Origin of the sequence: Paracidovorax konjaci (assembly GCF_900112675.1) — a bacterium.
GTDB lineage: Bacteria > Pseudomonadota > Gammaproteobacteria > Burkholderiales > Burkholderiaceae_C > Paracidovorax > Paracidovorax konjaci.
The window spans coordinates 57,845-82,914 of the sequence record NZ_FOMQ01000016.1 but is presented as its reverse complement, the minus strand read 5'-3'; the positions used below and the strand labels follow the sequence as shown (position 1 = coordinate 82,914).

Annotated in this window: 29 protein-coding genes and 1 riboswitch; of the genes, 9 read left to right on the top strand and 20 right to left on the bottom strand. The window is 70.9% G+C overall.

The features are described 5' to 3' along the window. Nucleotides 1-12: 12 nt before the first annotated feature. The 7 genes from BM144_RS19525 to BM144_RS19495 all read right to left on the bottom strand — a co-directional run bounded on the left by BM144_RS19525 (nt 13) and on the right by BM144_RS19495 (nt 7,315). Nucleotides 13-1,314: a D-amino acid dehydrogenase gene (locus BM144_RS19525; protein WP_092956315.1), complete on the bottom strand. Its 1,302-nt coding sequence runs from the start codon at nt 1,312-1,314 to the stop codon at nt 13-15. Nucleotides 1,315-1,478: 164 nt separating this feature from the next. After that, nucleotides 1,479-1,587, bottom strand: a riboswitch (glycine riboswitch). A gap of 125 nt (nt 1,588-1,712) precedes the next feature. Continuing rightward, nucleotides 1,713-2,945 (bottom strand): CMD domain-containing protein, encoded by a 1,233-nt coding sequence (locus BM144_RS19520; RefSeq protein WP_092956311.1) that lies wholly within the window; start codon nt 2,943-2,945, stop codon nt 1,713-1,715. Between the two features lie 55 nt (nt 2,946-3,000). Next, nucleotides 3,001-4,467 carry a SidA/IucD/PvdA family monooxygenase gene (locus tag BM144_RS19515; protein ID WP_092956308.1) on the bottom strand — a complete coding sequence of 489 codons (1,467 nt, stop codon included), beginning with the start codon at nt 4,465-4,467 and terminating at the stop codon, nt 3,001-3,003. Nucleotides 4,468-4,666: 199 nt separating this feature from the next. Then, entirely contained in the window at nt 4,667-5,692 is a 1,026-nt protein-coding gene (locus BM144_RS19510) for a Bug family tripartite tricarboxylate transporter substrate binding protein (RefSeq protein ID WP_092956305.1), read from the bottom strand. 150 nt (nt 5,693-5,842) lie between these two features. Then, nucleotides 5,843-6,274: a YXWGXW repeat-containing protein gene (locus tag BM144_RS19505; protein WP_092956302.1), complete on the bottom strand. Its 432-nt coding sequence runs from the start codon at nt 6,272-6,274 to the stop codon at nt 5,843-5,845. 168 nt (nt 6,275-6,442) lie between these two features. Further along, complete coding sequence (locus tag BM144_RS19500; protein ID WP_092956299.1) at nt 6,443-7,030, bottom strand: DUF2867 domain-containing protein; 588 nt, start codon at nt 7,028-7,030, stop codon at nt 6,443-6,445. A 30-nt stretch (nt 7,031-7,060) separates the two neighbouring features. After that, complete coding sequence (locus BM144_RS19495; protein WP_092956297.1) at nt 7,061-7,315, bottom strand: transcriptional regulator; 255 nt, start codon at nt 7,313-7,315, stop codon at nt 7,061-7,063. An 89-nt stretch (nt 7,316-7,404) separates the two neighbouring features. On the opposite strand from BM144_RS19495, the gene BM144_RS19490 reads away from it, so the two are divergent. After that, nucleotides 7,405-8,154 (top strand): S24 family peptidase, encoded by a 750-nt coding sequence (locus BM144_RS19490; protein ID WP_092956294.1) that lies wholly within the window; start codon nt 7,405-7,407, stop codon nt 8,152-8,154. Nucleotides 8,155-8,197: 43 nt separating this feature from the next. Here the strand turns inward: BM144_RS19490 and BM144_RS19485 are convergent, their stop codons facing one another. The 9 genes from BM144_RS19485 to BM144_RS19445 all read right to left on the bottom strand — a co-directional run bounded on the left by BM144_RS19485 (nt 8,198) and on the right by BM144_RS19445 (nt 12,604). Next, complete coding sequence (locus BM144_RS19485; protein ID WP_092956291.1) at nt 8,198-9,295, bottom strand: hypothetical protein; 1,098 nt, start codon at nt 9,293-9,295, stop codon at nt 8,198-8,200. 65 nt (nt 9,296-9,360) lie between these two features. Then, entirely contained in the window at nt 9,361-10,053 is a 693-nt protein-coding gene (locus BM144_RS19480; protein WP_217644359.1) for a hypothetical protein, read from the bottom strand. Nucleotides 10,054-10,075: 22 nt separating this feature from the next. Beyond that, entirely contained in the window at nt 10,076-10,300 is a 225-nt protein-coding gene (locus tag BM144_RS19475) for a hypothetical protein (RefSeq protein ID WP_092956288.1), read from the bottom strand. Between the two features lies 1 nt (nt 10,301). Continuing rightward, nucleotides 10,302-10,505 carry a Ras family protein gene (locus BM144_RS19470; RefSeq protein ID WP_092956285.1) on the bottom strand — a complete coding sequence of 68 codons (204 nt, stop codon included), beginning with the start codon at nt 10,503-10,505 and terminating at the stop codon, nt 10,302-10,304. Next, nucleotides 10,502-10,840, bottom strand: coding sequence for a hypothetical protein (locus tag BM144_RS19465; protein ID WP_245783740.1), 339 nt, complete (start codon nt 10,838-10,840; stop codon nt 10,502-10,504). The genes BM144_RS19470 and BM144_RS19465 overlap by 4 nt, the downstream gene beginning before the upstream one ends. Before the next feature lie 24 nt (nt 10,841-10,864). Further along, nucleotides 10,865-11,215, bottom strand: a complete 351-nt coding sequence (locus BM144_RS19460; protein ID WP_092956282.1) for a hypothetical protein — start codon at nt 11,213-11,215, stop codon at nt 10,865-10,867. Between the two features lie 62 nt (nt 11,216-11,277). Continuing rightward, nucleotides 11,278-11,781 (bottom strand): hypothetical protein, encoded by a 504-nt coding sequence (locus BM144_RS19455; protein ID WP_092956279.1) that lies wholly within the window; start codon nt 11,779-11,781, stop codon nt 11,278-11,280. Between the two features lie 38 nt (nt 11,782-11,819). Then, nucleotides 11,820-12,131 (bottom strand): R body protein, encoded by a 312-nt coding sequence (locus BM144_RS19450; RefSeq protein WP_092956276.1) that lies wholly within the window; start codon nt 12,129-12,131, stop codon nt 11,820-11,822. 155 nt (nt 12,132-12,286) lie between these two features. Beyond that, nucleotides 12,287-12,604, bottom strand: coding sequence for an FAD-binding monooxygenase (locus BM144_RS19445; protein ID WP_092956273.1), 318 nt, complete (start codon nt 12,602-12,604; stop codon nt 12,287-12,289). 327 nt (nt 12,605-12,931) lie between these two features. Here BM144_RS19445 and BM144_RS19440 point away from each other — a divergent pair, with 327 nt between their 5' ends. Continuing rightward, complete coding sequence (locus BM144_RS19440) at nt 12,932-13,678, top strand: hypothetical protein (RefSeq protein ID WP_245783739.1); 747 nt, start codon at nt 12,932-12,934, stop codon at nt 13,676-13,678. A 29-nt stretch (nt 13,679-13,707) separates the two neighbouring features. On the opposite strand, the gene BM144_RS19435 is transcribed toward BM144_RS19440, so the two are convergent. Next, entirely contained in the window at nt 13,708-14,439 is a 732-nt protein-coding gene (locus BM144_RS19435; protein WP_092956270.1) for a helix-turn-helix domain-containing protein, read from the bottom strand. Nucleotides 14,440-14,556: 117 nt separating this feature from the next. Between BM144_RS19435 and BM144_RS19430 the strand changes: the two genes are divergently transcribed. The 3 genes from BM144_RS19430 to BM144_RS19420 are packed head-to-tail and all read left to right on the top strand — an operon-like array spanning nt 14,557 to nt 17,977. Next, on the top strand, nt 14,557-15,441 hold the full coding sequence (locus BM144_RS19430) for a hypothetical protein (protein WP_092956267.1): 885 nt from the start codon (nt 14,557-14,559) through the stop codon (nt 15,439-15,441). 25 nt (nt 15,442-15,466) lie between these two features. Continuing rightward, complete coding sequence (locus BM144_RS19425; protein WP_092956264.1) at nt 15,467-17,425, top strand: MFS transporter; 1,959 nt, start codon at nt 15,467-15,469, stop codon at nt 17,423-17,425. A 27-nt stretch (nt 17,426-17,452) separates the two neighbouring features. Further along, nucleotides 17,453-17,977, top strand: coding sequence for a hypothetical protein (locus BM144_RS19420; RefSeq protein ID WP_092956261.1), 525 nt, complete (start codon nt 17,453-17,455; stop codon nt 17,975-17,977). 169 nt (nt 17,978-18,146) lie between these two features. Here BM144_RS19420 and BM144_RS19415 read toward each other — a convergent pair whose 3' ends face one another. Continuing rightward, a complete protein-coding gene (locus BM144_RS19415) occupies nt 18,147-19,139 on the bottom strand; it encodes a Bug family tripartite tricarboxylate transporter substrate binding protein (RefSeq protein WP_092956258.1) in 993 nt (330 codons plus the stop codon). A 47-nt stretch (nt 19,140-19,186) separates the two neighbouring features. After that, nucleotides 19,187-20,203 (bottom strand): 1-aminocyclopropane-1-carboxylate deaminase, encoded by a 1,017-nt coding sequence (locus BM144_RS19410; protein ID WP_092956407.1) that lies wholly within the window; start codon nt 20,201-20,203, stop codon nt 19,187-19,189. Between the two features lie 175 nt (nt 20,204-20,378). Between BM144_RS19410 and BM144_RS19405 the strand changes: the two genes are divergently transcribed. Then, nucleotides 20,379-20,900: an Lrp/AsnC family transcriptional regulator gene (locus BM144_RS19405; protein WP_092956254.1), complete on the top strand. Its 522-nt coding sequence runs from the start codon at nt 20,379-20,381 to the stop codon at nt 20,898-20,900. A gap of 57 nt (nt 20,901-20,957) precedes the next feature. Here the strand turns inward: BM144_RS19405 and BM144_RS19400 are convergent, their stop codons facing one another. Continuing rightward, nucleotides 20,958-22,568 carry a surface layer protein NpdA gene (locus BM144_RS19400; RefSeq protein WP_092956251.1) on the bottom strand — a complete coding sequence of 537 codons (1,611 nt, stop codon included), beginning with the start codon at nt 22,566-22,568 and terminating at the stop codon, nt 20,958-20,960. A gap of 445 nt (nt 22,569-23,013) precedes the next feature. Between BM144_RS19400 and BM144_RS19395 the strand changes: the two genes are divergently transcribed. The 3 genes from BM144_RS19395 to BM144_RS19385 all read left to right on the top strand — a co-directional run bounded on the left by BM144_RS19395 (nt 23,014) and on the right by BM144_RS19385 (nt 24,976). Further along, on the top strand, nt 23,014-23,574 hold the full coding sequence (locus BM144_RS19395) for a YiaA/YiaB family inner membrane protein (RefSeq protein WP_092956404.1): 561 nt from the start codon (nt 23,014-23,016) through the stop codon (nt 23,572-23,574). A 155-nt stretch (nt 23,575-23,729) separates the two neighbouring features. Next, the gene (locus BM144_RS19390) at nt 23,730-24,131 is read left to right on the top strand and encodes a hypothetical protein (RefSeq protein WP_092956401.1); all 402 of its coding nucleotides are present in this window, start codon (nt 23,730-23,732) and stop codon (nt 24,129-24,131) included. An 11-nt stretch (nt 24,132-24,142) separates the two neighbouring features. Continuing rightward, nucleotides 24,143-24,976, top strand: coding sequence for a DUF2145 domain-containing protein (locus BM144_RS19385; RefSeq protein ID WP_175526081.1), 834 nt, complete (start codon nt 24,143-24,145; stop codon nt 24,974-24,976). Nucleotides 24,977-25,070 lie beyond the last annotated feature (94 nt).

The window sequence follows — 25,070 nt, the reverse complement described above, 5'->3', positions numbered from 1 at the left end:
ATGTGCCGGACATCAGGCCAGTGCGGGCGCCGCGGTGGTGCCGCGCGGCATGCCCGTGAAGGCGAAGTCCACCTCGGGCGCGATCCCGCTCACGATGTGCGCGATCGCGCGGCCGGAGCCGCAGGCATGCGTCCAGCCGAGCGTGCCGTGCCCGGTGTTGAGGAACAGGTTGGGCAGCTTCGTCTTGCCTATGAGCGGCACGTTGCTCGGCGTGGCGGGGCGCAGGCCGGTCCAGAACTGCGCCTGCGAGGTATCGCCCGCGCCCGGAAAGAGCTGCTCCACGCGCCGCACGATGGCCTCGCAGCGCACGCGGTTCAGGTCGCGCGTCCAGCCGCCCAGCTCGGCCGTGCCGGCGATGCGCAGCACGTCGCGCGAGGCATCGGTGTAGCGCGAGAAAACGAGCTTGTATTCGTCGTCGGTCAGGCTCGCCCCGTAGGCCGCCAGCGGGTCGCGCACGGGCAGCGTGACCGAATAGCCCTTGGCCGGGTAGATGGGCAGGCGCAGGCCCAGCGGCTCGGCCAGCAGCGCGCTGAAGGAGCCCATGGCCAGCACGTAGGCATCGCCCTGCACGCGCTCGAAGCGGCCTTGTTCGTCGGTCATCTCGACATGGTCGATCCGGCCGCCGGCCGTGCGCAGCGCGGTGATGTGGCAGCCCAAGCGGAACTGCACGCCGGCCTGCGCTGCCCGCTGCGCCAGCGCGCGCGTGAACGCGTGGGCATCGCCCGATTCGTCGGCGGCGGTGTAGGTGGCGCCGGCCAGCTGCGGGCGGATGTGCGCCAGCGCGGGCTCCAGGCGCACGGCCTCGTCGGCGCTCACCACGCGGCGCTCGCAGCCGAGCTGGCGCATCTGCTCGGCCGGCGCGAGCGCGGCATCGAACTCTCGGGCATTGGTATAGAAGTGCAGGATGCCCTGCGTGCGCTGCGCGTACTCCAGCCCCAGGTCGCGGCGCAGCTGCTGCAGCGTGTCGCGGCTGTAGGTGCCCAGGCGCACGATCTGCGCGATGTTGTGGCGCGTGCGCGCGGGCGTGCATTCGCGCAGGAAGGACAGCCCCCAGAGCCACTGGCGCGGATCGGCCCGCAGGCGAAACAGCAGCGGGGCGTCTTCGCGGCCCAGCCACTGCAGCACCTTGAGGGGCGCGCCGGGATTGGCCCACGGCTCGGCATGGCTCACGGAGATCTGCCCGCCGTTGGCGAAGCTGGTCTCGGCGCCGGGCGCGGCCTGGCGGTCGATGACGGTCACTTCGTGGCCGAGTTGCTGGAGGAAATAAGCGGAGGTGGTGCCGAGCAGGCCAGCTCCGAGGATGGTCACGCGCATGGTGTCACAAGCCTTTCCATGCAGGCACGCCCCGGCGCGATCGCTGCGCCGCCAGGCGCAGGGTGTTCTCGTCGATGGCCCGCCCGCAACGGGGGGGCCAGGTCAGCGGTGCCGGTGGCTATGGTCTTGCAATAGCGAACAGCCGGCGGCCGCAAGGCCTGGCTGCCGCTCCCCCTGTCCTTGGTACCTGAGAGATTCACCCCGTGCGACCGCCGCGCGGGGTTTGCTCCTTCGGTGCGCCACGTGGCGTGGCGGCTCTCCAGACGGCTGTGTGGTGGTGCAGTACGGGACCTGAGCGTGTATGGGAGTTTGCGCCTTCGGTGGAGCGGACGGACCGCTCGCTCTCCTGCGGGGGCCATTCTAGGGCCCGCCGCACGGGCCCTGGCATTTTTTTGCCCTCAGGCGGCCGCGGGGTACACCGCTTCGCCCAGGTTCAGCATGAGCCGGTTGGCCCAGGCGAAGAGTGCGGCCGCGTGCAGCGCATCGAGGATTTCAAGATCGGAGAGGCCCGCCGCGCGCAGCGGCGCGAGGTGCTGCGGGCCGAATGCGCCCGGCGCGCGCGTGAGCGCGGCGCTGGCCTGCACGATGGCGCGCTCGCGTGCGTTCGTGCCGGCGGTGTCGGGGTCTTCGAAGATCTGCGCCATCACGTCGTTGCGCTTGGCGAGCTGTTCGAAGCGCTGGGCGTGCACCGAGGCGCAGTACACGCAGCCGTTCACGCGAGAGACGACCGTGCTGGCCACTTCGCGTTCGGCGCGCGCCAGGCCGCCGGGCGCGTACATGATGGCGTTGAACGCCTGCGAGCGCTCCGACAGCACGCGCGGCTGGTGCACCAGCAGCAGGTAGAAATCGGACGTGCGGGCCTTGGGGTGGCTCAGGTCGAGCACGGCCTGCTGCTCTTCGGTCGCCTGCTGCGGATCGACCACGGGCAGCCATGCCTTCCAGTCCAGCGTCTCGCTCGTGTAGCCCGCCAGCCGCAGGGGCTGGCCGGGCGGCGGAAGGTTGGCGGGATGCACGAAGGGCGCTTCCGGCGCGGCCGGGCTTGCAGGGGCCGCGGCGTCCGGCGCGGGCAGGGCATCGAGCGCGGCCACGCCGGCCGCCACGCGCAACTGGTAGGTCACGAAGCCCACGAGCTGGGCGACGAGCACCGCGTCCGGCGTGGAGAGGCCGGCCTGCGGAAGTGCGAGCAGCGCATCGCGGTCGCTGCGCGCGGGCTCCAGTGCCAGCGTGCGCGCGAAGCGCACGGCTGCCTGCAGGCGCGCGCTGGCGCCCTCGAATCCGGCGATGCCGGCGGTATCCGGCGTGGCGCCGGTGTCGTCCGCCAGGGCGCGCAGCGCCGGCGCGGCCGGCGGGCCCTCCGCCTCCAGGCGTGCGCGGTAGTGCGCGGCCAGCGCCGGCACCCCGCTCACGCGCACCACGTCCTGCGCGATGGCCAGCCGCTCGGCCGGCGTGAAGGCGCCGGGCAGCACGCCGGAGAAAAGCGCGTCCTCGCAGGCCTGCGTGGCCGTGGCGACCTTGTCGCGCTGGTGGCGCACCGTGTGCGCGGAGCGGCCGGGCACGAGCCCCGCAACCTGGTCGATGGTGTCGCTGGCTGGTGCGGCCGCGGGGGTGGGTGTAGGGGTGGGGGTGGTCATGGCGGGAAAGCTCCGGTGGAAGGCGGGATGGGCCGTTGGGGGGCCGCTGCAGGCCTCAGGGGCCGACGGTGCGCTGCGCGGTGTCGGCGGGCGTCCATTCGTCGCCCAGCAGTTCGGGCTCCGCATAGGCCTGCAAAGCTGCGAAGTGGTGCTCCACGTCCTCGCGGTACAGCAGGCCCGCCAGGCCGCCGGCCAGGCGCCGCGCGCCGTCGCTGATGGCCGGGATGTCGCCCGAGATGGTGCCGTGCGAGAGCGCGGCGGGATAGCAGAAGCAGTGGATGCGGTCCAGCCCCGGGCAGGCGCCGGGGGGCGTCTCCTGGAACTCGAACAGCGGGCCGAGGTCCGGCGAATCGCGCAACTCCGCATCCTCCTCGCCGCGCGGCGGCGTGTAGCGCTCGCCCCAGGTGCGAACGTGCGGCGCGATGGCGGCGAATTCGGGCTTCTGCTGCCAGTCGATGGCGAAGCCCGTGGACAGGATCAGGAAGTCGAAGGCGAAGGTGCCGCGCGCGGTGGCCACCTGCAGGCCGCCCGGTGTGTCGCGCACGCGCTGCACGGCGCAGCCGAAGTGGAAGAACGCGTTCGGGTGGCGCGACACGCGCAGCGTGCTGCCGTGCGGCGGTGGCACCTGCTGCGCGCCGATGTAGTGGCGCAGCCGCCATTTCCACTCGTCGGGCAGCAGGGAGTGCCCTTGCACGAGGCCCGGCACGCCCGAGCCCTTGGACTTGTTGATGCGCGGCAGCTCGGTGCGCCGCGCGATCAGGTCCACGCTGGCCGCGCCGGCTTCGAGCGCGGTGCCGGCGCTGTCCATGGCCGAGGAGCCCATGCCGATCACGCCCACGCGCAGGCCGCGCAGCGTGGCGTAGTCGAGCACGTCGGACGAATGCGCCCAGCGCGTGCGCGGCACGCCCTCCATGAAGGAGGGGATTTGCGGGCCGCCGAGTCCGTCGCGGCCGGTGGCCAGCACCACGCGGCGCGCATACCAGGTGGCGGGGGCCGCGCCGCCTGCGGCCACATCCACCTCGACCAGGCCATCGGCCCGCGGCCGCAGCGCGGTCACCGCGTGGCCGTTGCGCACGTCGGCCTGCGTCACGCGGCGATACCAGCGCAGGTAATCCATCCACTGCAGGCGCGGGATCTTGTCGAGCGCGACCCAGGCATCGGCGCCCCACTGGGCTTCGAACCACGCGCGGAAGGTGAGGGAGGGCACGCCCAGCGCGGGGCCCGTCAGCTCCTTGGGCGAGCGCAGCGTCTCCATGCGCGCGGTGGTGGCCCAGGGGCCTTCGTGGTCGGCCGGCGCGCGGTCCAGCAGCACCGCGGCGATGCCCTGCTGCGCGAGCGCCATGCTGGCGGCGAGCCCTGCCTGCCCGGCGCCGACGACCAGCACGTCGACGACCGGCCGGCCATCGTGCAGGCGCTGCGGCACCCACGGTTTCGCCCGCCAGTTGAGGGTCAGCAGATCGTGCTGCAGCCGTTGTTCGAGGGCGGCCAGCCCGGCTGCGCCCAGAGGGAAAGAGAGTGCCATGAAGAAATCGGTGCAGTAAGAGGTGCCATGGATGCAAGGGCAGGCGCTGTGCTCACGGCGTATGAAACTGGCGAGGCCCAAGGCCAGCAACCCCCGCGGAACTGGCTCCGCCAGGCCGCAGGGGGTGCCCCCTTCCCGCGGCGCACAGCGCCGCGAGAGAAGGGGGGAGCGGCAAAGCCGCTCAGGGGGTTGCCTCCAACTAATCGATGCTGATTTTCGCGTCCTTCACCACCTGCGCCCATTTGGCCCGGTCCTTGTGCACCGTCTGGCCGAACTGCTCGGGCGTCTCGATGCGCACCGTGTTGCCCTGCGATTCGAAGCGCTGGCGCACGTCGGGCTGCTCCAGCACCTCGCGCAGCGCGGTGTTCAGCTTGTGCACGATGGCCGCATCGGTGACCTTGGGCGCGAAGATGCCGAACCAGATCGAGCTGTCGAAGCCCCTGGTGCCGGGCAGGCCGCTCGATGCGATCGTGGGCACTTCCTTCACGGCCGCCACGGGCTTGGCCGTGGTGATGCCCAGCAGCCGCACCTTGCCGGCCTTGTAGTGCGGCAGCACGGTCTGCACCTGGTTCATGATGCAGCAGGTCTCGCCGCGCACCACGGAGGTGATGGCCTCGGGGCCGCCCTTGTAGGGCACGTGGACCATGTTCAGCCCCAGGCGCGCGTTGAATTCGGCGAACGCCATGTGCGTGCCCGCGCCGTTGCCGGTGGAGGCGTAGTTGTACCTGCCGGGGTTCGCCTTCACGATGTCGACGAATTCCTGCAGCGTCTTCGCGTCGATCACGTTGGGGTTGACGGTGAGCACGTTCGACACGTCGATCAGCGTGCCCACGGGCGCGAAATCCGCTTCCACATCGAAGGGCAGCTTCTTGTAGAGCGCGGCGTTGCTGCCGTGCGTGGCCGCCGTGCCGAAGACGAGGGTGTAGCCGTCGGGTTTGGCGCGTGCCACGAACTCGCTGGCGATGTTGCCTGCCGCGCCGGACTTGTAGTCGATGATGACCGGCTGGCCCAGCTTCTGGCTGAGCGGCTCCTGCACCGCGCGCGCCACGACGTCCACGCCCGAGCCGGCGGGAAACCCCATGATGAGCGTGACCGGCTGGCGCGGCCAGTCGGCGGCGGCACCGGTGTCGGCCGCCACGGCGGGGGTGGCGAGGGTGGCGGTCCAGGCCGCGGCGGCGAGCGCTGCGGCAGGGAGCCAGGAAAAGGAGGGGAAGTGGCGGCGCATGGGAAGGTCCTTGGGAAAGGCCCGCGCCGGACTGCCGCTCGGGCAGCCGCGGTCACGGGCCGTGAATGCGCCATTGTGGTCAAGGCTTCATGCTTTGTGCCTATAAGGTTATGTGGCCTGCAGGCCGCGCAGCCGGGCCTGCGCGCCTGTTCATTGGCGGTAGGGGTTGTCGGGGCGGCGGTCGTGGCGGTCCGGCACGCCGTCGCCGTCGCGGTCCCAGCGGCCGCGGCGCATTTCCCAGCGACCGTCCTGCTGCACCCAGCCGGGCTGGGTGTACGCATAGCCCGGCCGCGCGCGCAGCCAGTGGCCCGGCACCCACACGTGGCGGCGGCCCTGCCACTCCCAGTGGCCCTGTTCCCAGACCATGCCGCGGCGCGGCGGGGGCACGCGTTCGTAGCGCGGCGGGGGTGGCGCGGAATAGCGCTGGACCACCATCGGTGGGGGCGGCGCATATTGGGGGCCGGACTGCACGATCACCGTGGCACTGGTGGCCGCATGCGCCGAGGTGGTCACGGTGCCCATGACCGAGGCCAGCGCGAGCGAGGCAGCGGTGAGGGAGAGGGCCTTGCGGGGAGTGGTCATGGATATCTCCTTGTGACGGCGGTGAAGAAGGGGCCGGGGCGGGCCGCCTGCACAGGGCGGGCGGCGTATCCACGGGCCATGGCTGCATCCTCGGGGCCTTTCGTCAAGGCCGTGTCGCCGGCACGCGAAGCTGTGTGAGCAGGTGTTTCGCGGGCGGAGCGCCCTCCGTCAGCGGCCGCCGCTGCCCTCCGGCGGCAGGCGGCTGGCACGGACCATCAGGGTGCGCACGATGCGCCGGTGAAAGGGCACCACCGCGGCCATGTACGCGTGCCCCAGCGCGTTGTGCACATGCACGACGGTGCCGAGCGAGAGGGTGCCGCCTGCGCTGCCGGGCGCTGCCGGCCCGCTGCGCAGCAGCGAGACGTTCACGTCGAGGTGGCGGTCGTCCTGGCCCATCACCACTTCGTTCGGCGACAGGTGGCGCACCTCGAAGATCCCCACACGGTCGCCCACCCGGCAGGTGTGCGGTGCGCGCAGCCACTGCGCGGCGTTGCCGCGCAGCGGGCCCAGGTCGCGCAGGCCGGCCAGCCGCACGAGGCGGTTGCGCAGGCCCATGAGGCCCTCGATCCAGCCCGGCGTGTCCGCCACCAGGGTCAGCCAGGTCTGCAGCGCGCTCTCGTGCGGGCGCGGATCGGGGATGGCATAGGCATCGGAGAAATCCGCCCCGGGGAGCAGCGAGGCGATGACGGTACCGGGCGGCACGGGGATGGCGGCCGGCGTCGCGGTGCCGCCGGAGGGTGGGTGGGGCTGGGGCATGGCGCTGCACTATAGGCCCCTGCCCGGGCTTCAGCGGAGCGTGCCCAGCTCCGGCCAGATCGACGCCCAGTCGTGGGGCCGCAGGTCCTGGCGCGTGACGCGGCCGCCCGTGGCCTGCTCGATGGCCACGCAGTTGATGGGCGATGGGATGCGCTGGGCGTAGCGGTGCTGCCATTGCCGGATCTGCGCATCGCTCTTGATGGGGGAGCCGTGCTGCGCCATGCGCATCCGCAGTTCGCGCACGCTCAGCGCATCGTGCAGTTGGAGGTATTGGTCCAGGGTCATGGCCCGCAGCGCGGAAAGTAGCAATTGCTCTGGATTCTATTTTCGGAAAGTAGCAAAAGCAACCGTAGCGCGTGCTACTTTCCGCCCCCATGGACGAAACCGCGTTGCAACTCTACCGGCGCCAGCGCCTGGAGCAGGCGGTGGGCCATCTCACCGAGGGCAACGTCACCGCCTTCGGGCGGGTGCTGGGCTACCGCGACGGGGCTTTCGTGCGGCAGATGCTGTCCGGGTCGCGCGCGGTGTCCGACAAGACCGTGCGGGCGATCGAGGGCCTGCGCGGCATGCGCTACTGGTTCCAGTCCCCGGGGCATCCGCTGCCGCGCGTGGGCGAGGCCGAGGGGCTCTACGAGGCCGCCGCGGCGCCGCCCGCAGGGGCCGACGCCGGGGACGAAGCCGTGCTGGTGCTCGCCGTGCGGCCGCAGCAGAGCCTGCGGTGGCGGGCCGACGCGGGCCGGGCCGCCGGCGCGGCGGCACTCCGCCAGGGCACCGATGCGGGTGAAGGCGGCATGCCCGCCATCGCGCTCACCCATGACTGGCTGGCGCGCCGCAGCCTGCGGGCGCGCGACCTGATCGCCGTGGCGCTCGGCGACGACAGCATGCAGCCGTCGCTCCATGCCGGCGACGTGGTCACGGTGGACACGCGCGAGCCCGCCCCGGCCGATGGCCAGGTGTTCGTGGTCGATTACGAAGGTGCCTGCCTGGTGCGCCGCGTGGTGCGCGACAGCGGCGCCTGGTGGCTGGCGGCGGAGAACGCGCCGCGGTTTCCGCGCAAGCAGCTCACCGAGCCCGCCGCCCGGCTCATCGGCCGCGTGGTGCACGTGCACAGCGAAATGCTGTGACCGATGGCTGCGCGGGCTGCGGCCCGCGCAGTGCCGCCCGCCCTCAGGGGTTGGAGGTGTGCAGCGGCAGGGGGGACTTGGCGGCCCACACGCCCTGGCGCAGGCCCTTCTTGCTGTAGAGGCCCTGCAGGTAGTCCACGCGGTAGTCGTCGTGCACCGGCAGTTCGGCGAACTGGAAGGTGCTTCGGTCGATCAGCGTCGTCGTGTGGGTGGCGGCGTTGAACCGGCCGATCTCGAAGATCGGCTCCTGCAGGCGCTGCAGGTGCGACATTCCGTCGGTCAGGAAGATGAGCGAGCCGTCGCCCACGGCCACCGCCTGCTGGACGATGGCCATGCCGCAGGACGTGACCAGTTGCAGGTCGAGCGCGTTGGCCTGCGGCCCCAGGGTCTGGCCGAGGGTGTTCATGGCGTTCACCACCACCTGCTTGGCATGGTCCAGGCACACCTCCAGCCCGACCGACATCCGGTCCCAGTAGATGAGGTTGTCGAGGTGCTGGTCGGGATTGAGCTGGAAGCTGTAGGTGGTGGAGGGATCGAGGTTGGCGTGCCAGTCCTCCGGCGGGCCGTCGATGTGGGAGATGTAGTGCTTCTCCATCAGGATGTAGGGCACGCTCTCGTCGGGCCGCGCGCGCGATCCGCGCAGCATGATGGCGGTGTTGAGCAGGTTCAGCCGGTGCGGGTCCTGCATGGGCAGCACCGAGCAGACCGTGCCCGCGACGATGACCCAGTCGCGGAACAGCGGCGAGTTCTGGGTCGCGGCGTACAACACCTCGCTCAGCGCGTAGCGCGCGTGTTCGGGGTAGGACCCGAAGGTGGTGTCGCGCAGGAAGCGGGCCTGGTCGGTCTCCTGCCGGGAGGCCTTGCGGAAATAGAACTCCGGGGCGATGAACACCTTCAGCGTCCGGCTGTCCGACATGCCCTCCTGGTTCTGGTAGGTGGCGGCGGTCCAGTAGAGCACGTTCACCAGGCGCTGGGCGCGGGCCTGCAGGTCGGGGTCGTCCAGGCGGATGAGGGGGGCTCCGCTCGACGGGTGCACCGTGCCGGGCGGGGTCGGGTAGAAGGTCGGCACCATGTAGCTCAGCGGCAATATCGCGGTGTAGCCGCTGGCGTTCTGGAGCATGTCCTGCGTGGTGATGGGCATGGGTCTCTCTCTTTCTCCGGGGTTGAAAAAACAGCGAATGCAAATGCGGCTCGCCGCCGTCCGCGTCACGCGACCTGCCTGAGCAGCCAATAGATTTCCTTGACCGTCTGCAGCAGGATGGTCTGGTCCTCCGCCGGAACCTGCGCGAGCGGCAGGCCCTGCTGCACGGACACCCCGGGCACGACCTCGATGGGCACGCCGTTCGTGTCGGTGGACAGCGGCAGCGGCTCCGGCACCCGCGCGAAGCCGTGGCGCAGCAGCGATACGGCCATGCCCAGCGCGATGAGCGCCAGCACGGCCAGCACCGTGACGAGCACCTTGATGGGCGGGACCGGGATCTTCTTGATGAGGCTCGCGATGAACATCACCGCCATCAGGCAGTCGATGTTCAGCGGCGAATTCAACACGCGCACCATCTCGGTCTGCACCAGCAGGCCCGCCTGCTGCAGGAATTCCACGGCGTACCGCTGCTGGCGCACCAGCACGGGCACCGGTACGCGGCGCGCGTCCAGGGTGTTGTCGCCGGCCTGGTAGCCGACGCGGCTCCAGCCCGGCGCGATGGGTTCGGGCGCCGAGAGCTGCAGCCAGCCGAAGTCGGTTTGCGGCAGCTCGATCTCGCCAGTGGTCGCCTGCACGATGAAGAAGCTCGCCGGGGCGCCCGCCGCGCCGGGCCAGGCGGCCTGCCGGCACGCGGTGGGAAAGGCCACGACCACGACCTGTTCCGGCAGCGGGCGCCATGGGGGATCGGTGCGTGCCATGGCAAGCAGAGCAGGCTTCGCGTCAGCCGCCGCGGCCGCGGGCCATGGTGGCTTCGTAGAGCGCCAGGCTCTGGGTGATCGCACTGGCGCTCAGGGCCAGCGATCCGAAGATCAGCGGGGAAGGCTGCTCGCTCTGCAACACCTGCACCATCAGCGTGTAGGACGTCTCTGCGCGCGGAAGCGCCACGGCGTTCAGCGCGTCCGCGGCGGCGAGCGGCGCATCGACGATCGAGCCGGTGGCCGCCATGTCAGTTCCCCGACGTGGGCGGCAGGTGGTAGAGCTTGCGGATGCGGTCCAGCACCTTGTTGTTCTCCTCGGTGATGATGCGCATCTGCTCGTCGGCATTGCCTTCCACGCCCAGCAGGGCGATGTTCGTGGCCACCTTGGTCATCGACGCGGCGATGTCCTCGGCGGCCTTGCCCAGTTCCTGGATGGATTCGGGCTGGCTCATCGCGTGCCTTCCTGGGTGGCGGCTTCCTGCGCGGCCGGCGCGGCTGCGGGGGCCGGCGTCCAGCCATCGGATTCGGCCATCCGCGTGACCACGGAGGAATTGACGAACTCGATGCACTGCGCAAACGGCGCGGGCCCTTGGACGACGTCGTGGTCGTCCTGGATGGTGGACGATGCCAGCACCGAGAGCACGCCCGTGGCCTTGTTGCGGATCACGTAGTAGTCGCTGCTTTGCAGCGCGGCGTCGAAGCCGCTGCGCAGCCGGCCGTCGATCTGGGCCATGAGCAGGCGGTTGTGCTGCTCCATGGGGGCCAGGGTGGCGGGGTTCTGTTCCATGCCGTTGCTCCTCGGGTTGTGCCTTCAGTGGCTGGGAAAGGCGTCGATGGCGGCCCGCAGGTCGGCGAGCGCCTGGGCCGTTTCGTTGCCGCTGAATGCCGCCACGGCGGACCGCGCCGTGGCCGGTTGCAGGTCCTGCACCTGGTTGACGGCATTCGCCAGGATGGAGTGGTGGAGCCGGTTCATGGCGTCCTGCCGGGCGACCTGGTTCTGGGCGCTCAGGTTGGTGCTGCTCACCTGGTTGGCATACGCCAGGTTGGACAGGTTCGCCGGCTGCTGCGCCGTGGCCACGCCGGTCAGCGCGACGGCTTCGGTGACCTCGCCGGGCAGGCCCTGCTGCGCTGCGTCCGCCACCTTGATTTCGATGCTTCCCATGTTTCCTCCCTCGCAAAGAGGCGGGGCAGCCCGGTGGCCGCCCCGCGATCACCCGTGGGTGCTTACTTGCGCCTGACCTTGAGGATCAGGCCGCGGTTCTCGATCAGGATCTGCACGTCTTCCTTGGCGATGTTGCCGGGGATGAAGATCGTGTCGACCGATGGGGGCACGGTCAGGACCCCCGCCTCCACCTTGAGGCCCACGTCGACCAGCGCCCGGATCTCCTTCAGAAGATCCTTCGGCAGCCTTGCGCCGGACGGCCCCGCAAATGCGTCCAGCACGCTCTTGAGGTCGGCGATGGTCTGCGCGAGTTCGTCGTTCGTCAGGACATCCACCGCAGCGCGGGCCTCCAGCGGGCCGACGTTGCTGATGGTGTTGGTCGCCTTGGCCACCAGCGGCAATCCGAGTTCGCCGACCGCGCGCTGGTTGGCCACCGCGTTCTGCTGCCCGAGGTTGCTGGTCGCCACCACGTTGGAATAAGCGAGGTTGGACAGCATGGCCGGCTGTTCCGAAATCGCTTTCAGATTGCCGATCGCGACCGCGCTCACCACTTGTTCGTCAAGCATGTTCTGCCCTCCGTTTCAGGCCCCGTGGAGCCGGTTGATCAGCCCTTGAAGGCCTGCAGGGTGGCCTTCATGTCGGCGATGGTCTGCGCCAGCTCGTTATTGGTCAGGATGTCCACCGCGGAGCGGGCTTCCAGAGGGCCCAGGTTGCTCACCGTGTTGGACGCCTTGGCAACGATGGAGATGCCCAGCTCGTTCATCGCCTGCTGGTTCGCCACCGCGTTCTGCTGCGACAGGTTGGTGTTGGCCACCGTGTTCGAGTAGGCCAGGTTGGACAGCATCGCGGGCTGTTCCGAAATCGCCTTCAGGTTGCCGATGGCGACGGCGCTCACTACTTCTTCGTTCAAAGCCATGGTTCTTCTCCTCGTTGGTCAGTTTGTTGAAGTGAAATGGCGGCTTGCCTACCGCCGCCCCGGAATGGGGAGGATGGTTCCGCGCCGACCGGCAAGGGCGGCGCGAAGGGCATGCGTGGAATGGGGGGCGCGGGCTGCGGGGCCGGCGGCGGGCTTCAGCCGCTGCCGGAAGACCGGTTCTGCATCTGGATCAGGTCCATGTCGCGGATCAGCTTCTCGATGTCCTTGACCATCTGATCGATCGCGCCCTGGTTCTTGCAGTTGTCGATCATGGCGACGCTCTTGGCCGTGGCGGCCATCTGCACCTGGTTCATCGCCTGCTGCTGGCTCAGCGCGATCTGCTGCTGCATGTTCTGGTTGAAGATCTGCTGCGCCAGCGCGAGGTTCGCCAGGATGGCCGGCTGCTCTCCGATGGACTTCGCGTTCGATATCGCGATGGCCTGGATGACATCCGCGGGAAGCGAATCTGACATGGACCCCTCCAATGTTCTGTTGTATGCCGCGGTGGTGGTGTCGCGAGCTGGAGGGCATCTTATTTCCGGGGCTGCGGCATGGGAAGGTATCGTTACGGTTAAGCCTGCCGCAGCGTTACCGTAGCCGCGCGGCCCAGGGGCCACGGGGCGGTGCGTGCCTTCCCCGGCTCCGGCCGTTGCACGCCACGTATCAACGCCAGCCCCGCGGGCCGATGTGCCCACCTCCGTTCTCCCGCGATTCGTGCGAAGCTTTTCGCGGGAGCCCGGCAGGCGGTGGCGCCGCCTGCCGGGCTCCCTCACATAACAAGCGAACACATGAATGAGGGAATGACTTTGAAAGACGGAACCGAGGAAATCAAAGAAGACGATGTCCGCTCCGCGTGCGATGCGATCATGCGGAGCGAGTGCTTCACCAAAGCGCACCGGATGCAGAGGCTGCTGCGCTTTCTCGTGGCGCAGGCCATCGCCGGCGACAGCCGCAACACCAGCGAATACGCCATCGGCATCGAGGTGTTCGACCGCGAGCCCGCGGTGTTCCTGCCGGCGGAGGACCCCATCGTGCGGGTGCAGGTGGGGCGCCTGCGGCAGCGGCTGGAGGCCTACTACGCGGCCCATGAGCCGCCCCAGGACATCGAGATCCATATCCCCGTCGGCACCTACATGCCCGTGCTCCGGCGCCGCCGCGACGCCGCCGGGGGCGCGGGCTCCGACCATCTGCTGGTGGTGCAGCCCATCCACTACATCGCCGAGCGCATGGACGGGCAGGCCTTCGCGGACGGCCTGTACGAAGAGCTGCTGGAGCAGCTCTTCAAGTCGTTCGGCGCCGTGCTCATGCCCTCGGGGCCGTCGCCCGCACCGGCCGGCGCGGCCGCGCGCTGCGCGCACCACCGTGTCGAAGGCAGCGTGCGCATCGACGAGGGCCGCATCCGCGCATCGATACGGCTGGTGGATCCATCGCTGCGGCGCATCACCTGGGCGCGCAACTTCGACCGGTCCGTCCAGTTCGGCATCGAGCAGCAGGAAGAGCTGGCGGCCTGCATCTGCAGCGCGCTGCGCCAGAACTTCCGGCGCTGACGCGGCATGGGGCGGCCGGTCCGCCCCCTTCAGCGGCGCATCGCGGTGAACACCTCGAACTCCCAGCTGCGCATCGCCAGCAGCACGGTGTAGCCCTCGCGCTCGCCTTCGGGCAGGCGCTGGTCGGCCAGGTGCTGCTGCGCGAAATCGTGCGCCACGCGCTGGATGCGCTCCTGGAAGGCCGGCGCCAGGCTGCGGCTGATGGCCCCGTGCACCATCAGCACGCCCTCGCCGGGGCCGTCGAAGCTGCCCGCGAAGTAGTCGAGCAGCGCATGGTCGCGGAAGTAGTGCATCACCGGGCCGTGCGGGCGCCAGCGGAAGGTCTTGCCCAGCTTGAGCCGGTAGCGGTTGAGGGGGCGCAGCTCGATGATGCCGATGCGGTCGAGCTGCGCGAGGTACTTCACGCCCTCCGCCTCCGAGAGCCGGTAGGTGCCCAGGATCTGCTCCAGCGTCCACTGGCTCAGCACGCAGATGGCCATGAGCAGCAGCTTCTTGTCGGCCACCACCGCGCGCTCCTGCTCCAGGGTGAGCTGGTCTAGCAGCGGCTGGCTGTCGGCCACGCGCCGCGCCAGGTCGGCAAAATCCAGCCGCAGCGCGCGGCAGATCGCATCGATGCGCGACAGCGGCATGTCGCCCTTGGCCAGCATGCGCTTGACGCTGGATTCGGCCATGCCCAGCGCCTGGGCGAGGTCGGCGTAGGTCATGTGCGCGGCCTTGAGTTCCTTCTTCAGGGCGGCGACGAGGTCGGCAGTGGTGCTCATGGGTATCGATTATGGATACTCCGGGAATCGGTTCGAGCTGTGGGTTGCGAAAATCGATGCCTCCGTGGGGCAGTGCGCCAGACTGCCGGCACTTCCATCCACGCCCTTTTTTCTTCCATGCACCGTTCCTCCAACGCCCCTTCCGCCGCCCCGCTGCGGCTTTCGCGCCGCGAAGGCGCGCTCTGCGCCGCGCTGCTGGCCTGCCTGGCCGTGGCGCTGGCCGGCCCGTTCGTCGCGGCCGGTGCGCAGGCCCATGCCTATGCGGACCAGCGCACGCTCTGGGGCCTGCCCCACGCCATGGACGTGCTCACCAACCTTCCGTTCGCGGTGCTGGGCATCGCGGGCCTGGCGCGCCTCGCGGCGCGGCTGCGCGAGGGGGCGCTGCGCGGGGCCACGGCCGGCGCGGCGGGCGTGTTCTTCACGGGGCTGCTGCTCACGGCGGCGGGCTCGGCGCTCTACCACTGGCAGCCCCACGGCATCACGCTGCTGGCCGACCGTGCGGGCATGCTCGTGGCCTTCGCCGGCATGCTGGCGCTCGCGGTGGACGAGCGCATCGGCGCGCGGGCCGCAGCCCTCACGGCGGTGGCGGTGCTGGCGGGCGGGTGGGCGGCGCTGCGCAGCTGGGGCATCACGGGCAACCTGTGGCCTTGGGGGCTGGTGCAGGGCGGCGGCATGCTGCTCCTGCTGGCGCTGGCCGCCGATGCGGCGCGTGACCGAGGCGCAGGCCGCGCGCCGCTGCCGGGGCGACTGGGCTTTTCGCTGGCCGCGGTGGTCGGCTGGTATGCGCTCGCCAAGCTGCTGGAGGCCGGCGACGCGGCGGTGTTCGCGGCCACGTCGCAGTGCGTCTCGGGCCACAGCCTCAAGCACCTCGCGGCGGCGATGGCCGCATGGCCGGTGCTGTCGGCGCTCGGGCACCGGCGGTACTTCGCGCGGTGCGAGCGCGGCACGCCCTGGCGGGGCCGCCGCGAAGGCACAATGCCGCCCAGCGCGGAGGCGAAATGATTCGATACACCCCCAGGAGCACGGCATGAGCGAGAGCCCAGTCCGCATCGCGGCGACCGACATGGCGGCACCTCCGGGTGGCCATGGCGAGCACCCCAACCAGTTCGCGCTGCTGCGCCAGCGGCGGTTCGCGCCGTTCTTCTGGACGCAATTCGCCGGCGCCGCGAACGACAACCTCTTCAAGTTCGCCTTCACGGTGATGGTGACCTACCAGCTCAGCGTGTCGTGGATGCCGCCCTCGATGGCGGGCCTCGTGATCGGGGCGCTCTTCATCCTGCCGTTCCTGCTGTTCTCGGCCACCTCGGGCCAGCTCACCGACAAGATCGACAAGACGCGGATGATCCGCTTCGTGAAGAACCTGGAGGTGGCCATCATGCTGGTGGCCGCCTGGGGCTTCCTGGCGGCCAGCCCGGTGGTGCTGCTGGCCTGCACCTTCCTCATGGGCCTGCACTCCACGCTGTTCGGGCCGGTGAAGTTCGCCTACATGCCGCAGGTGCTCTCCGAGCGCGAGCTGACGGGCGGCAACGGCATGGTGGAGATGGGCACCTTCGTGGCCATCCTGCTCGGCCAGGTGGCCGGCGGCCTGCTGGTGGCGCTGCCCGGCGTGGGCCATGCCTGGGTGGCGGCGGCGTGCGTCGCCATCGCGCTTGCGGGCCGGGCCGTCGCGCAGTTCATCCCGAGCGCGCCGGCCACCGACCCGGGCCTCGTCATCAACTGGAACCCGTTCTCCGAGACCTGGCGCAACCTGAAGCTCGCGCACGGCAACGTGGTGGTGTTCCGCTCGCTGCTGGGCATCAGCTGGATGTGGTTCTTCGGCGCGGTGTTCCTGTCGCAGTTCCCGAGCTTCGCCAAGGACGTGCTGCACGGCGACGAGCGCGTGGCCTCGCTGCTGCTCGTGGTGTTCTCGGTGGGCATCGGCATCGGCTCGCTGCTGTGCGAGGTGCTCTCGCGCCGGCACGTGGAGATCGGCCTGGTGCCGCTGGGCGCCATCGGCATGAGCGTGTTCGCCATCGACCTGTACTTCGCGTCGCGCGGCCTGCCGCCCGCGCCGGCCATGGGCATCGCGGCCTTCATCGCCCAGCCCGCGCACTGGCGCGTGATGGCCGACCTGCTGCTGCTCTCGCTGTTCGCGGGCCTCTACAGCGTGCCCATGTACGCGCTGATCCAGATGCGCAGCCAGCCCACGCACCGCGCGCGCATCATCGCGGCCAACAACATCCTGAACGCGCTGTTCATGATCGCCAGCTCGGTCATCGCGGGCGCGCTGCTGGCGGCGAAGTTCAGCATTCCGCAGGTGTTCCTCTTCACCGGCATCGCCAACGCCATCGTGGCGGGCTACATCTTCCTCATCGTGCCCGAATACCTGCTGCGCTTCGTGGCCTGGGTGCTCTCGCGGCTGGTGTACCGCTTCCGGGTGCAGGGCGATGCGCACATCCCCACGCAGGGCGCGGCGCTGCTGGCCTGCAACCACGTGAGCTTCGTCGATGCCGTGCTGCTCATGGCCGCGAGCCCGCGGCCCATCTACTTCGTGATGGACCACCGCATCTTCCGCGTGCCGGTGCTGGGCTGGCTGTTCCGCCTCGCCAAGGCGATCCCCATCGCGCCGCAGAAGGAGAACCCGGCCATCTACGAGGCCGCCTTCGAGCGCGCCGCGCAGGTGCTGCGCGGCGGCGACCTGCTGGCCATCTTCCCCGAGGGCGGCATCACGCGCGACGGCACGCTGCAGCCCTTCAAGGGCGGCATCATGAAGATCCTGGAGCGCGCCCGCGCCGAAGGGGTCGAGCCCCCGGTCGTGCCCATGGCGCTCACCAACCTGTGGGGATCGTTCTTCAGCCGCGTGGACGGCGCGGCCATGGCGCGGCCCTTCCGCCGCGGGCTCTTCAACCGCGTGGGGCTGCACGTGGGCGCGCCGCTGCCCGCCCGGGCCGTGCAGCCCGAGGCGCTGCGCGAGCGCGTGGCGCAGCTGCTGCAGCCGGCCCCCTGAAACCCCAGCAACGACGAGAGGAATGCGATGGAAGCCGAGGTGAACCTGGACGCGGAGAACGCGGCGCTGGCGCGCCGCATCGTGGACTTCCTGCGCGGCATCGGCCTGCCGGTGCGCGAGGCCGAACTGCCCGAGGGCTGCTTCCTGCCCGGGGTGCGCATCGAGCATGGCGGGCTCTGCATGGACATGGCCCGCCTGCGCTGGCCGGGCGACCTGCTGCACGAGGCGGGGCACCTGGCCGTGGTCCCTGCCGCGCTGCGCGCCCAGGTGGACGGCGCGCTGGAAGCGCTGCCCTCCGTCGAGCACGGCGGGGAGACCGAGGCCACGGCCTGGGCCTGGGCCGCCATGCGCCACCTGGGGCTGGATTCCGCCGTGCTGTTCCACGACGGGGGCTACCACGGGCAATCGCAGAGCCTGCGTTTCACGTTCGAGATGGGCGTGTACCTGGGCGCCGCCGGGCTGGCCGCGGCGGGCCTCGCGCTGCAACCCGCGCAGGCCGAGGCGCAGGGCGCGCAGCCCTACCCGCACATGCAGGCCTGGCTGCGGGCCTGAGCGTCCGCCGGCACGCGCCGGCAGTTGATTGCTATCGTTTGTGTAGCAAACTATTCAATGGATCAGGCGGCATGCGGCATATCCGATGCGGATCCGGGCATGCGGCCGGTCCATCCGGGGCCCTGCGGCCCCCGCCGTCCTCGCCGCTGCCGGCCACCAGGCCGGCGGCTCACTCCGGGCGGATGTTGGCGCGTTGCGCGATGGCGCGCATGCGCGGCAGTTCGTCCTCGATGCGCGCCATCACCGCGTCCGCGGGTTCGTAGGCGGGCTCCAGTCCGCTGGCGATGAGCCTGCTGCGGACCGCTGGCGCCGCCACCACCTCGCCCACGGCCTTTTGCAGCCTGCCCCTGGCATCGGGCGGCAGCCCGCGCGGAGCGACGACGGCCAGCCAGGAGTCGGCGGCGAATCCCGGAAAACCGCTTTCCGCCACCGTGGGCACATCGGGCAACTGCGTGGCGCGCGTGGCTCCCATGACCGCGATCGCCTTGATCTTGCCCGCCTTCAACTGCGGCAGCGCCGCCGCCACCGTGTCGATGGTGAAGGGAATCTGCCCGCCCATGAGGTCCGCCATCGCTGGCGCGCTGCCCCGGTAGGGCACGTGCATCGGCCGGATGCCCGTGGCGGCCCACAGCAATTCGCCTGCGAAGTGGCCCGTGGTGCCGTTGCCGAAGGAGCCGTAGGAGAACTTGTCGGGCGCGCGCTTCACCGCGGCAATCACCTCCGCCAGGCTGCCGGCCGGCACATCGCGGTGGGCCAGCAGGACCAGCGGGACCCGCGCCACCAGGCCGATGGGCTCGTAGCTCCGGACAGGGTCGTACGGCAGCCTGGGGTTGAGCGCGGGGTTGCCGGTGAACGTGGAGCCCGAGCTGATCAGCAGCGTGTAGCCGTCGGCCGGCGCATTGGCGACGAAGGCGGCCCCGACGATGGTGCCGGCGCCGGCCTTGTTCTCGACCACCACCGGCTGGCCCAGGTGGTCGCCCAGGGGTTTGCCGATCAGCCGCCCCACGATGTCCACGGCCCCGCCGGCGGGGAAGGGAACGACGAGCTGGATCGGCCGGGAGGGGTAGCCTTCGGCGCACGCCGCGGACCACGGGCCCGATGCCGCGACGGCCAGGAGGAATGCGACGCCGGTGCGCCGGGAGGGCAGCAGGTACTTCGTCATTTCGGGGTCCTTGCGTCGGGGAAACGATGCGGCCGGCGCGCCGGGCTTCAGCCGTTGCGGAAGAGGAAGCTGTAGGCGTTGAGCGCCGGCACGCCGCCCAGGTGCGCGTAGAGCACGCGCGAGCCCTCGGGGAATTCGCCGTTTTTCACCATGTCGATCATTCCGTGCATCGACTTGCCCTCGTACACCGGGTCGGTGAGCATCGCCTCCTGGCGCGCGCACAGGCGGATGGCTTCGAGCGTGCCCTCGTTGGGCAGGCCGTATTCGGGGCCGCCGTAGCGCGTGTCGAGCACGATGTCGGCGTCGGTGATGTCGCGGCCCAGCTCGACCAGTTGCGCGGTGTTCTGGGCGATGCGCAGGATCTGCGCGCGCGTCTGCTCGGGCTTGGCCGAGGCGTCGATGCCGATCACGCGGTCCGCCCGGCCGTCGGCCGCGAAGCCCACCACCATGCCGGCCTGCGTGCTGCCCGTGACCGAGCACACGACGATGTAGTCGAACTGGAAGCCCAGCTCGGCCTCCTGCTGGCGCACTTCCTCGGCGAAGCCCACGAAGCCCAGGCCGCCGCGCGGATGCTCGGAGCAGCCCGCCGGGATCGGGAACGGCTTGCCGCCCGCGCGGCGCACGTCCTCCATGGCCTGCTCCCAGCTCGGGCGGATGCCGATGTCGAAGCCCGCGGCGTCCAGCCGCACGTCGGCGCCCATGATGCGGCTCATCTCGATGTTGCCCACGCGGTCGTACACCGCATCGGAGTAGTTCACCCAGTTCTCCTGCACCAGCACGCACTTGAGGCCCAGGTGCGCGGCCACGGCGGCCACCTGGCGCGTCTGGTTGGACTGGATGCCGCCGATCGACACCAGCGTGTCGTAGCCGCCTTCGAGCGCCTCGGGGATCAGGTATTCGAGCTTGCGGGTCTTGTTGCCGCCGAAGGCCAGGCCCGAGTTGCAGTCCTCGCGCTTGGCATACAGGTGCACCTTGCCGCCCAGGTGCGCGGACAGGCGCGGCAGCGGCTGGATGGGCGTGGGGCCGAAGGTGAGGGCGTGGCGCGGGAATTTCTGCAAGTTCATGGAAAGCATTCCTGGCAAGGGGAAACCGAAGGGAAAGCTGCCTGCACCGTGCGGCAGCGCTGACTGCAATGGTAGGAAAATGGCCGCGCAACAGGGTTGCGAAAATGCCAGAGAAGAAACGCTTCGGGCCAGAAGCAATGGCAATCCACCCAACTTTCATTGCAGGAAACAGGCGATGTGCGCAACTAAATTAAGCAAGCCGGTGGCCGATGCCCCGGTGGCCGATGCCGCCAGCGGGCTCGACCGCACCGACCGGGCCATCCTGCGGGCCCTGCAGCGCGATGCCTCGGTCTCCAACGTGGCGCTGGCGGCCCGGGTCCACCTGAGCGCGCCCGCCTGCCTGCGCCGCGTGGAGCGGCTGCGGCGCCTGGGGCTGATCGACGGGGTGGTGGCGCTGCTCAACCCGCGCGCCGTGGGCGCGGGCATGCTGGTGATGATCGGCGTGGTGCTGGACCGCTCCACCCCCGAGTCGTTCGCGGAATTCGAGAAGGCGGCCGCGAAGATCTCCGGCTGCATGGAGTGCCACGTCGTGACGGGCGAGTTCGACTACTTCATGCTCGTGCGCACGCGCGACAGCGACAGCTTCAACCGCCTGCATGCCGAGCAGCTGCTGTACCTGCCGGGCGTGCGGCAGGTGCGGTCGTTCATGGTGCTGCGCAACGTGCTGTCCACCACCGAGCTGCCGATCGCGGTCTGAGGCGCGCGCGCCGGCCCGGCCGGGCGCGGGGCGGCGGCGCCGCGCGCTCCCGCCTGCTCAGGGCTGGCGGATCATGTGCGGGTACAGGAGGCCGTAGTGGCCGGCCACGCCCGGCGTGGCGCTGGGGTTGACCAGCTTGGTGAACGCGGCGCCGATCACGGGCAGGCCCGGGATGTCGTTGATCTGCAGCGTGGCCCAGCCGGAGACGAGCCCGCTGCGCAGCGGCGACAGCGCCACCGAGGCCGACAGCGGCGAGCTGCCGCCGAAGGCCGCCACCGACACCGCGCCGCACAGCAGCGGCACCAGCGGCAGCGCCGTGGGAATGGCCGCGCCGCTGGTGGACACCGTGGCATCGCGCGACGCCACCAGGAACGACCAGCCGGCGTTGTTGCTGCACACCTTGCCGCCGGAGACCAGCGTGTTGTCGGTGTGGAAGAACTGGTCGCCCGTGCCGGCCGGCGGCACCACGGAGTACGTGCGCACCCCGGTGGAGTAGTCCAGGGCCACGCTGTAGCGCTTGGTGGGCATGCCCACCACCCAGTCGGTCTGCGCGGAGATGGAGGTCTCGGTCGAATATTGGTTGCGCAGCTCGCGCGCGGCGAACACTTCCGAGAGTTCGGCCGCCGTGCGGCGCGCGTTCGGTTCCGAGGCGGGCAGGTGGTAGGGCGTGGACAGGTCGGGCAGGTCGTAGGCCCGGGCCTGGATCACCGCGGCGGTGGTCGGCAGGTTGGTGGCGCCGTCGATGTCCTTCTGGCGCGTGGCGTAGCCGCCCGAGACCAGCAGCGGGTCGGCCGTGTAGCGCTCGGGCTGGGCGATGGCCTGGTCGGTGGGGGGGAAGAGCACGTAGTTGCCGCGCGCGGGCTGGCCGGCCGCGGTGAAGGCCTGCAGCGTCGTCATGGGCGAGGAGAACGTGGTGGCCGCGGGCACGTCGATCACGTACCAGGTGCCGCCCACGCCGCCGGAGGGCGTGGCGAAGCCGCGGGCGGCGGCGGTGGCCTCGTCGCTCGTGTCTTCCAGCAGCGCCGCGTCGATGGCCGAGGCGGTGCACGGGGCCAGGTCATTGATCTGGCGGATCGCCGTGTAGAGCGCCGAACGGTCCTGGCTGGTGGCGCCGTACACGGCGGCCGAAGGAATGTCGGCCGCCACGATGGCCTCGATGGTGCCCTCGCGCGTGTGGCCGGCACGTTCCTGCACCGTCCACGAGGGGCTCAGGCGGTCGGTGGCGAAGGGCTGCGGCGTGCCGGAGGCGAGCCGGGGCGAGGAGCAGGAGTTGTCCGCGGTGACGAGCTGCGCGCGTCCGTCGGCCCCCGCAGTGATCGCGCCGGTCCACATGTCGCCGGCCGACAGCAGCAGCGTCATGGTCAGCAGGCTGTCGCCGTTGGCCGCGCCGCGGATGCGCAGCTTGATGGCCTTGCCGTTGGAGAGGTCGGTGTTCACGAAGTGCAGCACCGTCATCTGCCCCTGCTGCGCGGTGAAGTAGGGCACCAGCAGCACGTGGCCCGTCTGGCCCGTGGCGGGCTGCAGCGACGCCGCATCGGTGGCGCCGAGCTGGCTGCGCGAGGGCGTGGCGCCGGTGCCGGCGATGACCCCCGCCAGGGAGGGCGCCGCGAGCCCGAGACCGCACAGCAGGAAGGCGCTCGCGGCGCGGGCGATGTGCAGGGCTGGCATGGGGGGGCTCCTCGGTAGTGTCCAAAAGTAAGGACCGCAGCCTAACCGATGGCGCCGCGCCTGCCCAGACCGCAGCGCCCGGGCTGGCCCGGCCCGCCCGGGCCCCGCAGGCCTGCCTCGCCCCGGTTTCTGCATCGGAATGGCTCCATGCCGCCGTATCCATTGATGTGTTTGCTATTGAATTTGTAGCGTGTGGCCCGGTGCCCGGGCGCAACGGCCCGCCACGGGGCCGGGCGGGCGGGGCGCTGGCAGGCGCTGCCGGCGGCCCGTGGCGGCGCGGTGCCTTCCTTGCAGCGCTTGCGGCCCGGCGGGCGCAGAAAAGTATCGCCAATCGATACCGGTCGTCCGAGCCGTGGCCACTGCGTCGCTCCGCGCGGTGCCGCGGGCCGGGGCGCTGGCCATGATGCCGCCCATGTTCCACCCCGGGCCGCAGGCCTCCGATTCCATGTCACGCCACTCCGCTTCCCCGTCGCCTTCTTCCACCCCGCTGGTCCAGCGCGATACCTCCGCCTGGCAACTGCAGGTCTGGGTGTCGTTCGGCATCGCCGCGTTCTGCTGCGCGGTGGGGCTGGCCTGGCTGCCGGGAGAGCGGCTGGAGCAGATCTTCATGGTGATGGGCTACGTGTTCTGCCTCTCGGCCGTGTTCATGCTCGCCAAGTTCGTGCGCGACAACCAGGCCGCCGCGCGCCGCGGCGCGGGCGACACGCCGCTCTTCAAGCTGGTCGTCTGGGGCGGCTTCGGCGTGGCCGTGGGCCTCACCGGCTGGGGCCTCGCGGACATGGAGATCTCGCCCACCTACAAGGCCTTCCTGGGCGTGAGCTGGCTCTACCTCATCACCACCGCGTTCACGCTCGCCAAGATGCTGCGCGACCGCCACGAGGCCGACCTCGCCGAAGCCCGCCTGCAGGGCCGCCGCGAAGCGATGCAGGCGGCCCCCGCAGCCCCCCTGCCCGCCGCGCAGGACGCCCCGGCCGCCGCAGGGCGCGGGGACCGCGCTGCGAACTGAGCGATGCCCCGCACCGCCACCCCAACCCTTAGCTTTTCCAGGAGATCCCCATGCCGCTCGTTCCGTACCGCAGCCCCGAGCCCCCGGCCCCCCCTTTCCGGCCCCCGCGGTCGCTCCACCGGTGGGTGGCGGGTCTGGCCCTCGCCGGCGCCGCCATGGCGGCGGCCCTGCCGGCGCGGGCGCAGAGCGACGCCTCGGTGGCGCTGTCCATGCTGCCGGTGGCCTCGGTCGTGGGCACTGCATCGGTGGCATCCACGGCGGCCGGGGCGGTCGTCGCGCTGCCCGCGGCGCTGTCGGTGGCCGGCGCGGTGCTCACCGTGCGCGCGGTGGAGGCCTCGGCCGTGGGCACGGTCTACGTGCTGGAGCGCGCTTCCGACGGCGCCCGTACCAGCGTCGAGGTGGCGGGCCGCGCCGCCTCGGGCGTGGCGGTGGGCGTGGGCACGGTGGTCACCTGCAGCGTGATCGGCACGGGCGTGGTCCTCTCGGCGGCGGGCGAGGCGCTGGCCTTCGTGCCCAACGCCCTGGGCCGCTCGCTGCTGCACAACGAGCGGCTGTGAGGGCGGCCACCGTGTCCGATCGATGGACAACCCCGTGGCGCTTCGCCCTGTGCGCCCTGGCCTGGGCCGCGGCGCTGGCGGCCGGCACCGCCCATGCGGGGCGCTCCTGCGAGGCCCGGCGGCCCACGCCCCAGGGCATCGAGCGCGGCATGGCGCTGGCCGAGCGCACGGCGCGCGCCCTGGAGGCGGAGCACCGGCGCAGCGGCGCGCGCGTCGTGCTGCTCGCGCGGGCCGGGCAGGACCTGTCGAAATACGGCGTGCATTACTCACACCTGGGCTGGGCCTACCGCACGCCCGAGGGCCCCTGGCGCGTGGCGCACAAGCTCAACGAATGCGGCACGGCCGTGGGCAGCCTCTACCTGCAGGGCCTGGGCGAGTTCTTCATGGACGACCTGTGGCGCTACGAGGCCGTGTGGCTCGTGCCCGCGCCCGAGGTGCAGGCGCGGCTGGCCGACGTGCTGGCCGACCGCTCCCGCACCGTGGCGCTGCACCAGCGCGCCTACAGCATGGTCAGCTATGCCTGGGGCACGCGCTACCAGCAGTCCAACCAATGGGCGCTGGAGACGCTGGCGCTGGCCATGGAGCCCGCCACCGTGCGCACGCGCAGCCAGGCGCAGGCGTGGCTGCGCTTCAAGGGCTACGAGCCCGCCGTGCTGCGCATCGGCCCGCTCACGCGGCTGGGCGGGCGCGTCACGGCGGCGAACGTGGCCTTCGACGACCATCCGGACCGCGACCGCTTTGCCGACCGCATCGCCACGGTCACCGTGGACTCGGTGCTGGCGTGGATGCCCCGCGCGGGCCTGGGCGCGGCGCCCGCCACGCTGGCGCTGGACGCGGGCCGGTGAACGGCCGATGATCGGTGGTTTGGGATCGAAGTGGCTTCATGCCGCCGTATCCATTGAATAGTTTGCTATTAAAAATGTAGCAATAACGAAAGGA

Bases quoted from the DNA above. Each gene is read 5' to 3' on its own strand.
- BM144_RS19525 (WP_092956315.1), bottom strand. From the start codon at position 1,314: ATGCGCGTGACCATCCTCGGAGCTGGCCTGCTCGGCACCACCTCCGCT.
- BM144_RS19520 (WP_092956311.1), bottom strand. From the start codon at position 2,945: ATGACCACCCCCACCCCTACACCCACCCCCGCGGCCGCACCAGCCAGC.
- BM144_RS19515 (WP_092956308.1), bottom strand. From the start codon at position 4,467: ATGGCACTCTCTTTCCCTCTGGGCGCAGCCGGGCTGGCCGCCCTCGAA.
- BM144_RS19510 (WP_092956305.1), bottom strand. From the start codon at position 5,692: ATGCGCCGCCACTTCCCCTCCTTTTCCTGGCTCCCTGCCGCAGCGCTC.
- BM144_RS19505 (WP_092956302.1), bottom strand. From the start codon at position 6,274: ATGACCACTCCCCGCAAGGCCCTCTCCCTCACCGCTGCCTCGCTCGCG.
- BM144_RS19500 (WP_092956299.1), bottom strand. From the start codon at position 7,030: ATGCCCCAGCCCCACCCACCCTCCGGCGGCACCGCGACGCCGGCCGCC.
- BM144_RS19495 (WP_092956297.1), bottom strand. From the start codon at position 7,315: ATGACCCTGGACCAATACCTCCAACTGCACGATGCGCTGAGCGTGCGC.
- BM144_RS19490 (WP_092956294.1), top strand. From the start codon at position 7,405: ATGGACGAAACCGCGTTGCAACTCTACCGGCGCCAGCGCCTGGAGCAG.
- BM144_RS19485 (WP_092956291.1), bottom strand. From the start codon at position 9,295: ATGCCCATCACCACGCAGGACATGCTCCAGAACGCCAGCGGCTACACC.
- BM144_RS19480 (WP_217644359.1), bottom strand. From the start codon at position 10,053: ATGGCACGCACCGATCCCCCATGGCGCCCGCTGCCGGAACAGGTCGTG.
- BM144_RS19475 (WP_092956288.1), bottom strand. From the start codon at position 10,300: ATGGCGGCCACCGGCTCGATCGTCGATGCGCCGCTCGCCGCCGCGGAC.
- BM144_RS19470 (WP_092956285.1), bottom strand. From the start codon at position 10,505: ATGAGCCAGCCCGAATCCATCCAGGAACTGGGCAAGGCCGCCGAGGAC.
- BM144_RS19465 (WP_245783740.1), bottom strand. From the start codon at position 10,840: ATGGAACAGAACCCCGCCACCCTGGCCCCCATGGAGCAGCACAACCGC.
- BM144_RS19460 (WP_092956282.1), bottom strand. From the start codon at position 11,215: ATGGGAAGCATCGAAATCAAGGTGGCGGACGCAGCGCAGCAGGGCCTG.
- BM144_RS19455 (WP_092956279.1), bottom strand. From the start codon at position 11,781: ATGCTTGACGAACAAGTGGTGAGCGCGGTCGCGATCGGCAATCTGAAA.
- BM144_RS19450 (WP_092956276.1), bottom strand. From the start codon at position 12,131: ATGGCTTTGAACGAAGAAGTAGTGAGCGCCGTCGCCATCGGCAACCTG.
- BM144_RS19445 (WP_092956273.1), bottom strand. From the start codon at position 12,604: ATGTCAGATTCGCTTCCCGCGGATGTCATCCAGGCCATCGCGATATCG.
- BM144_RS19440 (WP_245783739.1), top strand. From the start codon at position 12,932: ATGACTTTGAAAGACGGAACCGAGGAAATCAAAGAAGACGATGTCCGC.
- BM144_RS19435 (WP_092956270.1), bottom strand. From the start codon at position 14,439: ATGAGCACCACTGCCGACCTCGTCGCCGCCCTGAAGAAGGAACTCAAG.
- BM144_RS19430 (WP_092956267.1), top strand. From the start codon at position 14,557: ATGCACCGTTCCTCCAACGCCCCTTCCGCCGCCCCGCTGCGGCTTTCG.
- BM144_RS19425 (WP_092956264.1), top strand. From the start codon at position 15,467: ATGAGCGAGAGCCCAGTCCGCATCGCGGCGACCGACATGGCGGCACCT.
- BM144_RS19420 (WP_092956261.1), top strand. From the start codon at position 17,453: ATGGAAGCCGAGGTGAACCTGGACGCGGAGAACGCGGCGCTGGCGCGC.
- BM144_RS19415 (WP_092956258.1), bottom strand. From the start codon at position 19,139: ATGACGAAGTACCTGCTGCCCTCCCGGCGCACCGGCGTCGCATTCCTC.
- BM144_RS19410 (WP_092956407.1), bottom strand. From the start codon at position 20,203: ATGAACTTGCAGAAATTCCCGCGCCACGCCCTCACCTTCGGCCCCACG.
- BM144_RS19405 (WP_092956254.1), top strand. From the start codon at position 20,379: ATGTGCGCAACTAAATTAAGCAAGCCGGTGGCCGATGCCCCGGTGGCC.
- BM144_RS19400 (WP_092956251.1), bottom strand. From the start codon at position 22,568: ATGCCAGCCCTGCACATCGCCCGCGCCGCGAGCGCCTTCCTGCTGTGC.
- BM144_RS19395 (WP_092956404.1), top strand. From the start codon at position 23,014: ATGTCACGCCACTCCGCTTCCCCGTCGCCTTCTTCCACCCCGCTGGTC.
- BM144_RS19390 (WP_092956401.1), top strand. From the start codon at position 23,730: ATGGCGGCGGCCCTGCCGGCGCGGGCGCAGAGCGACGCCTCGGTGGCG.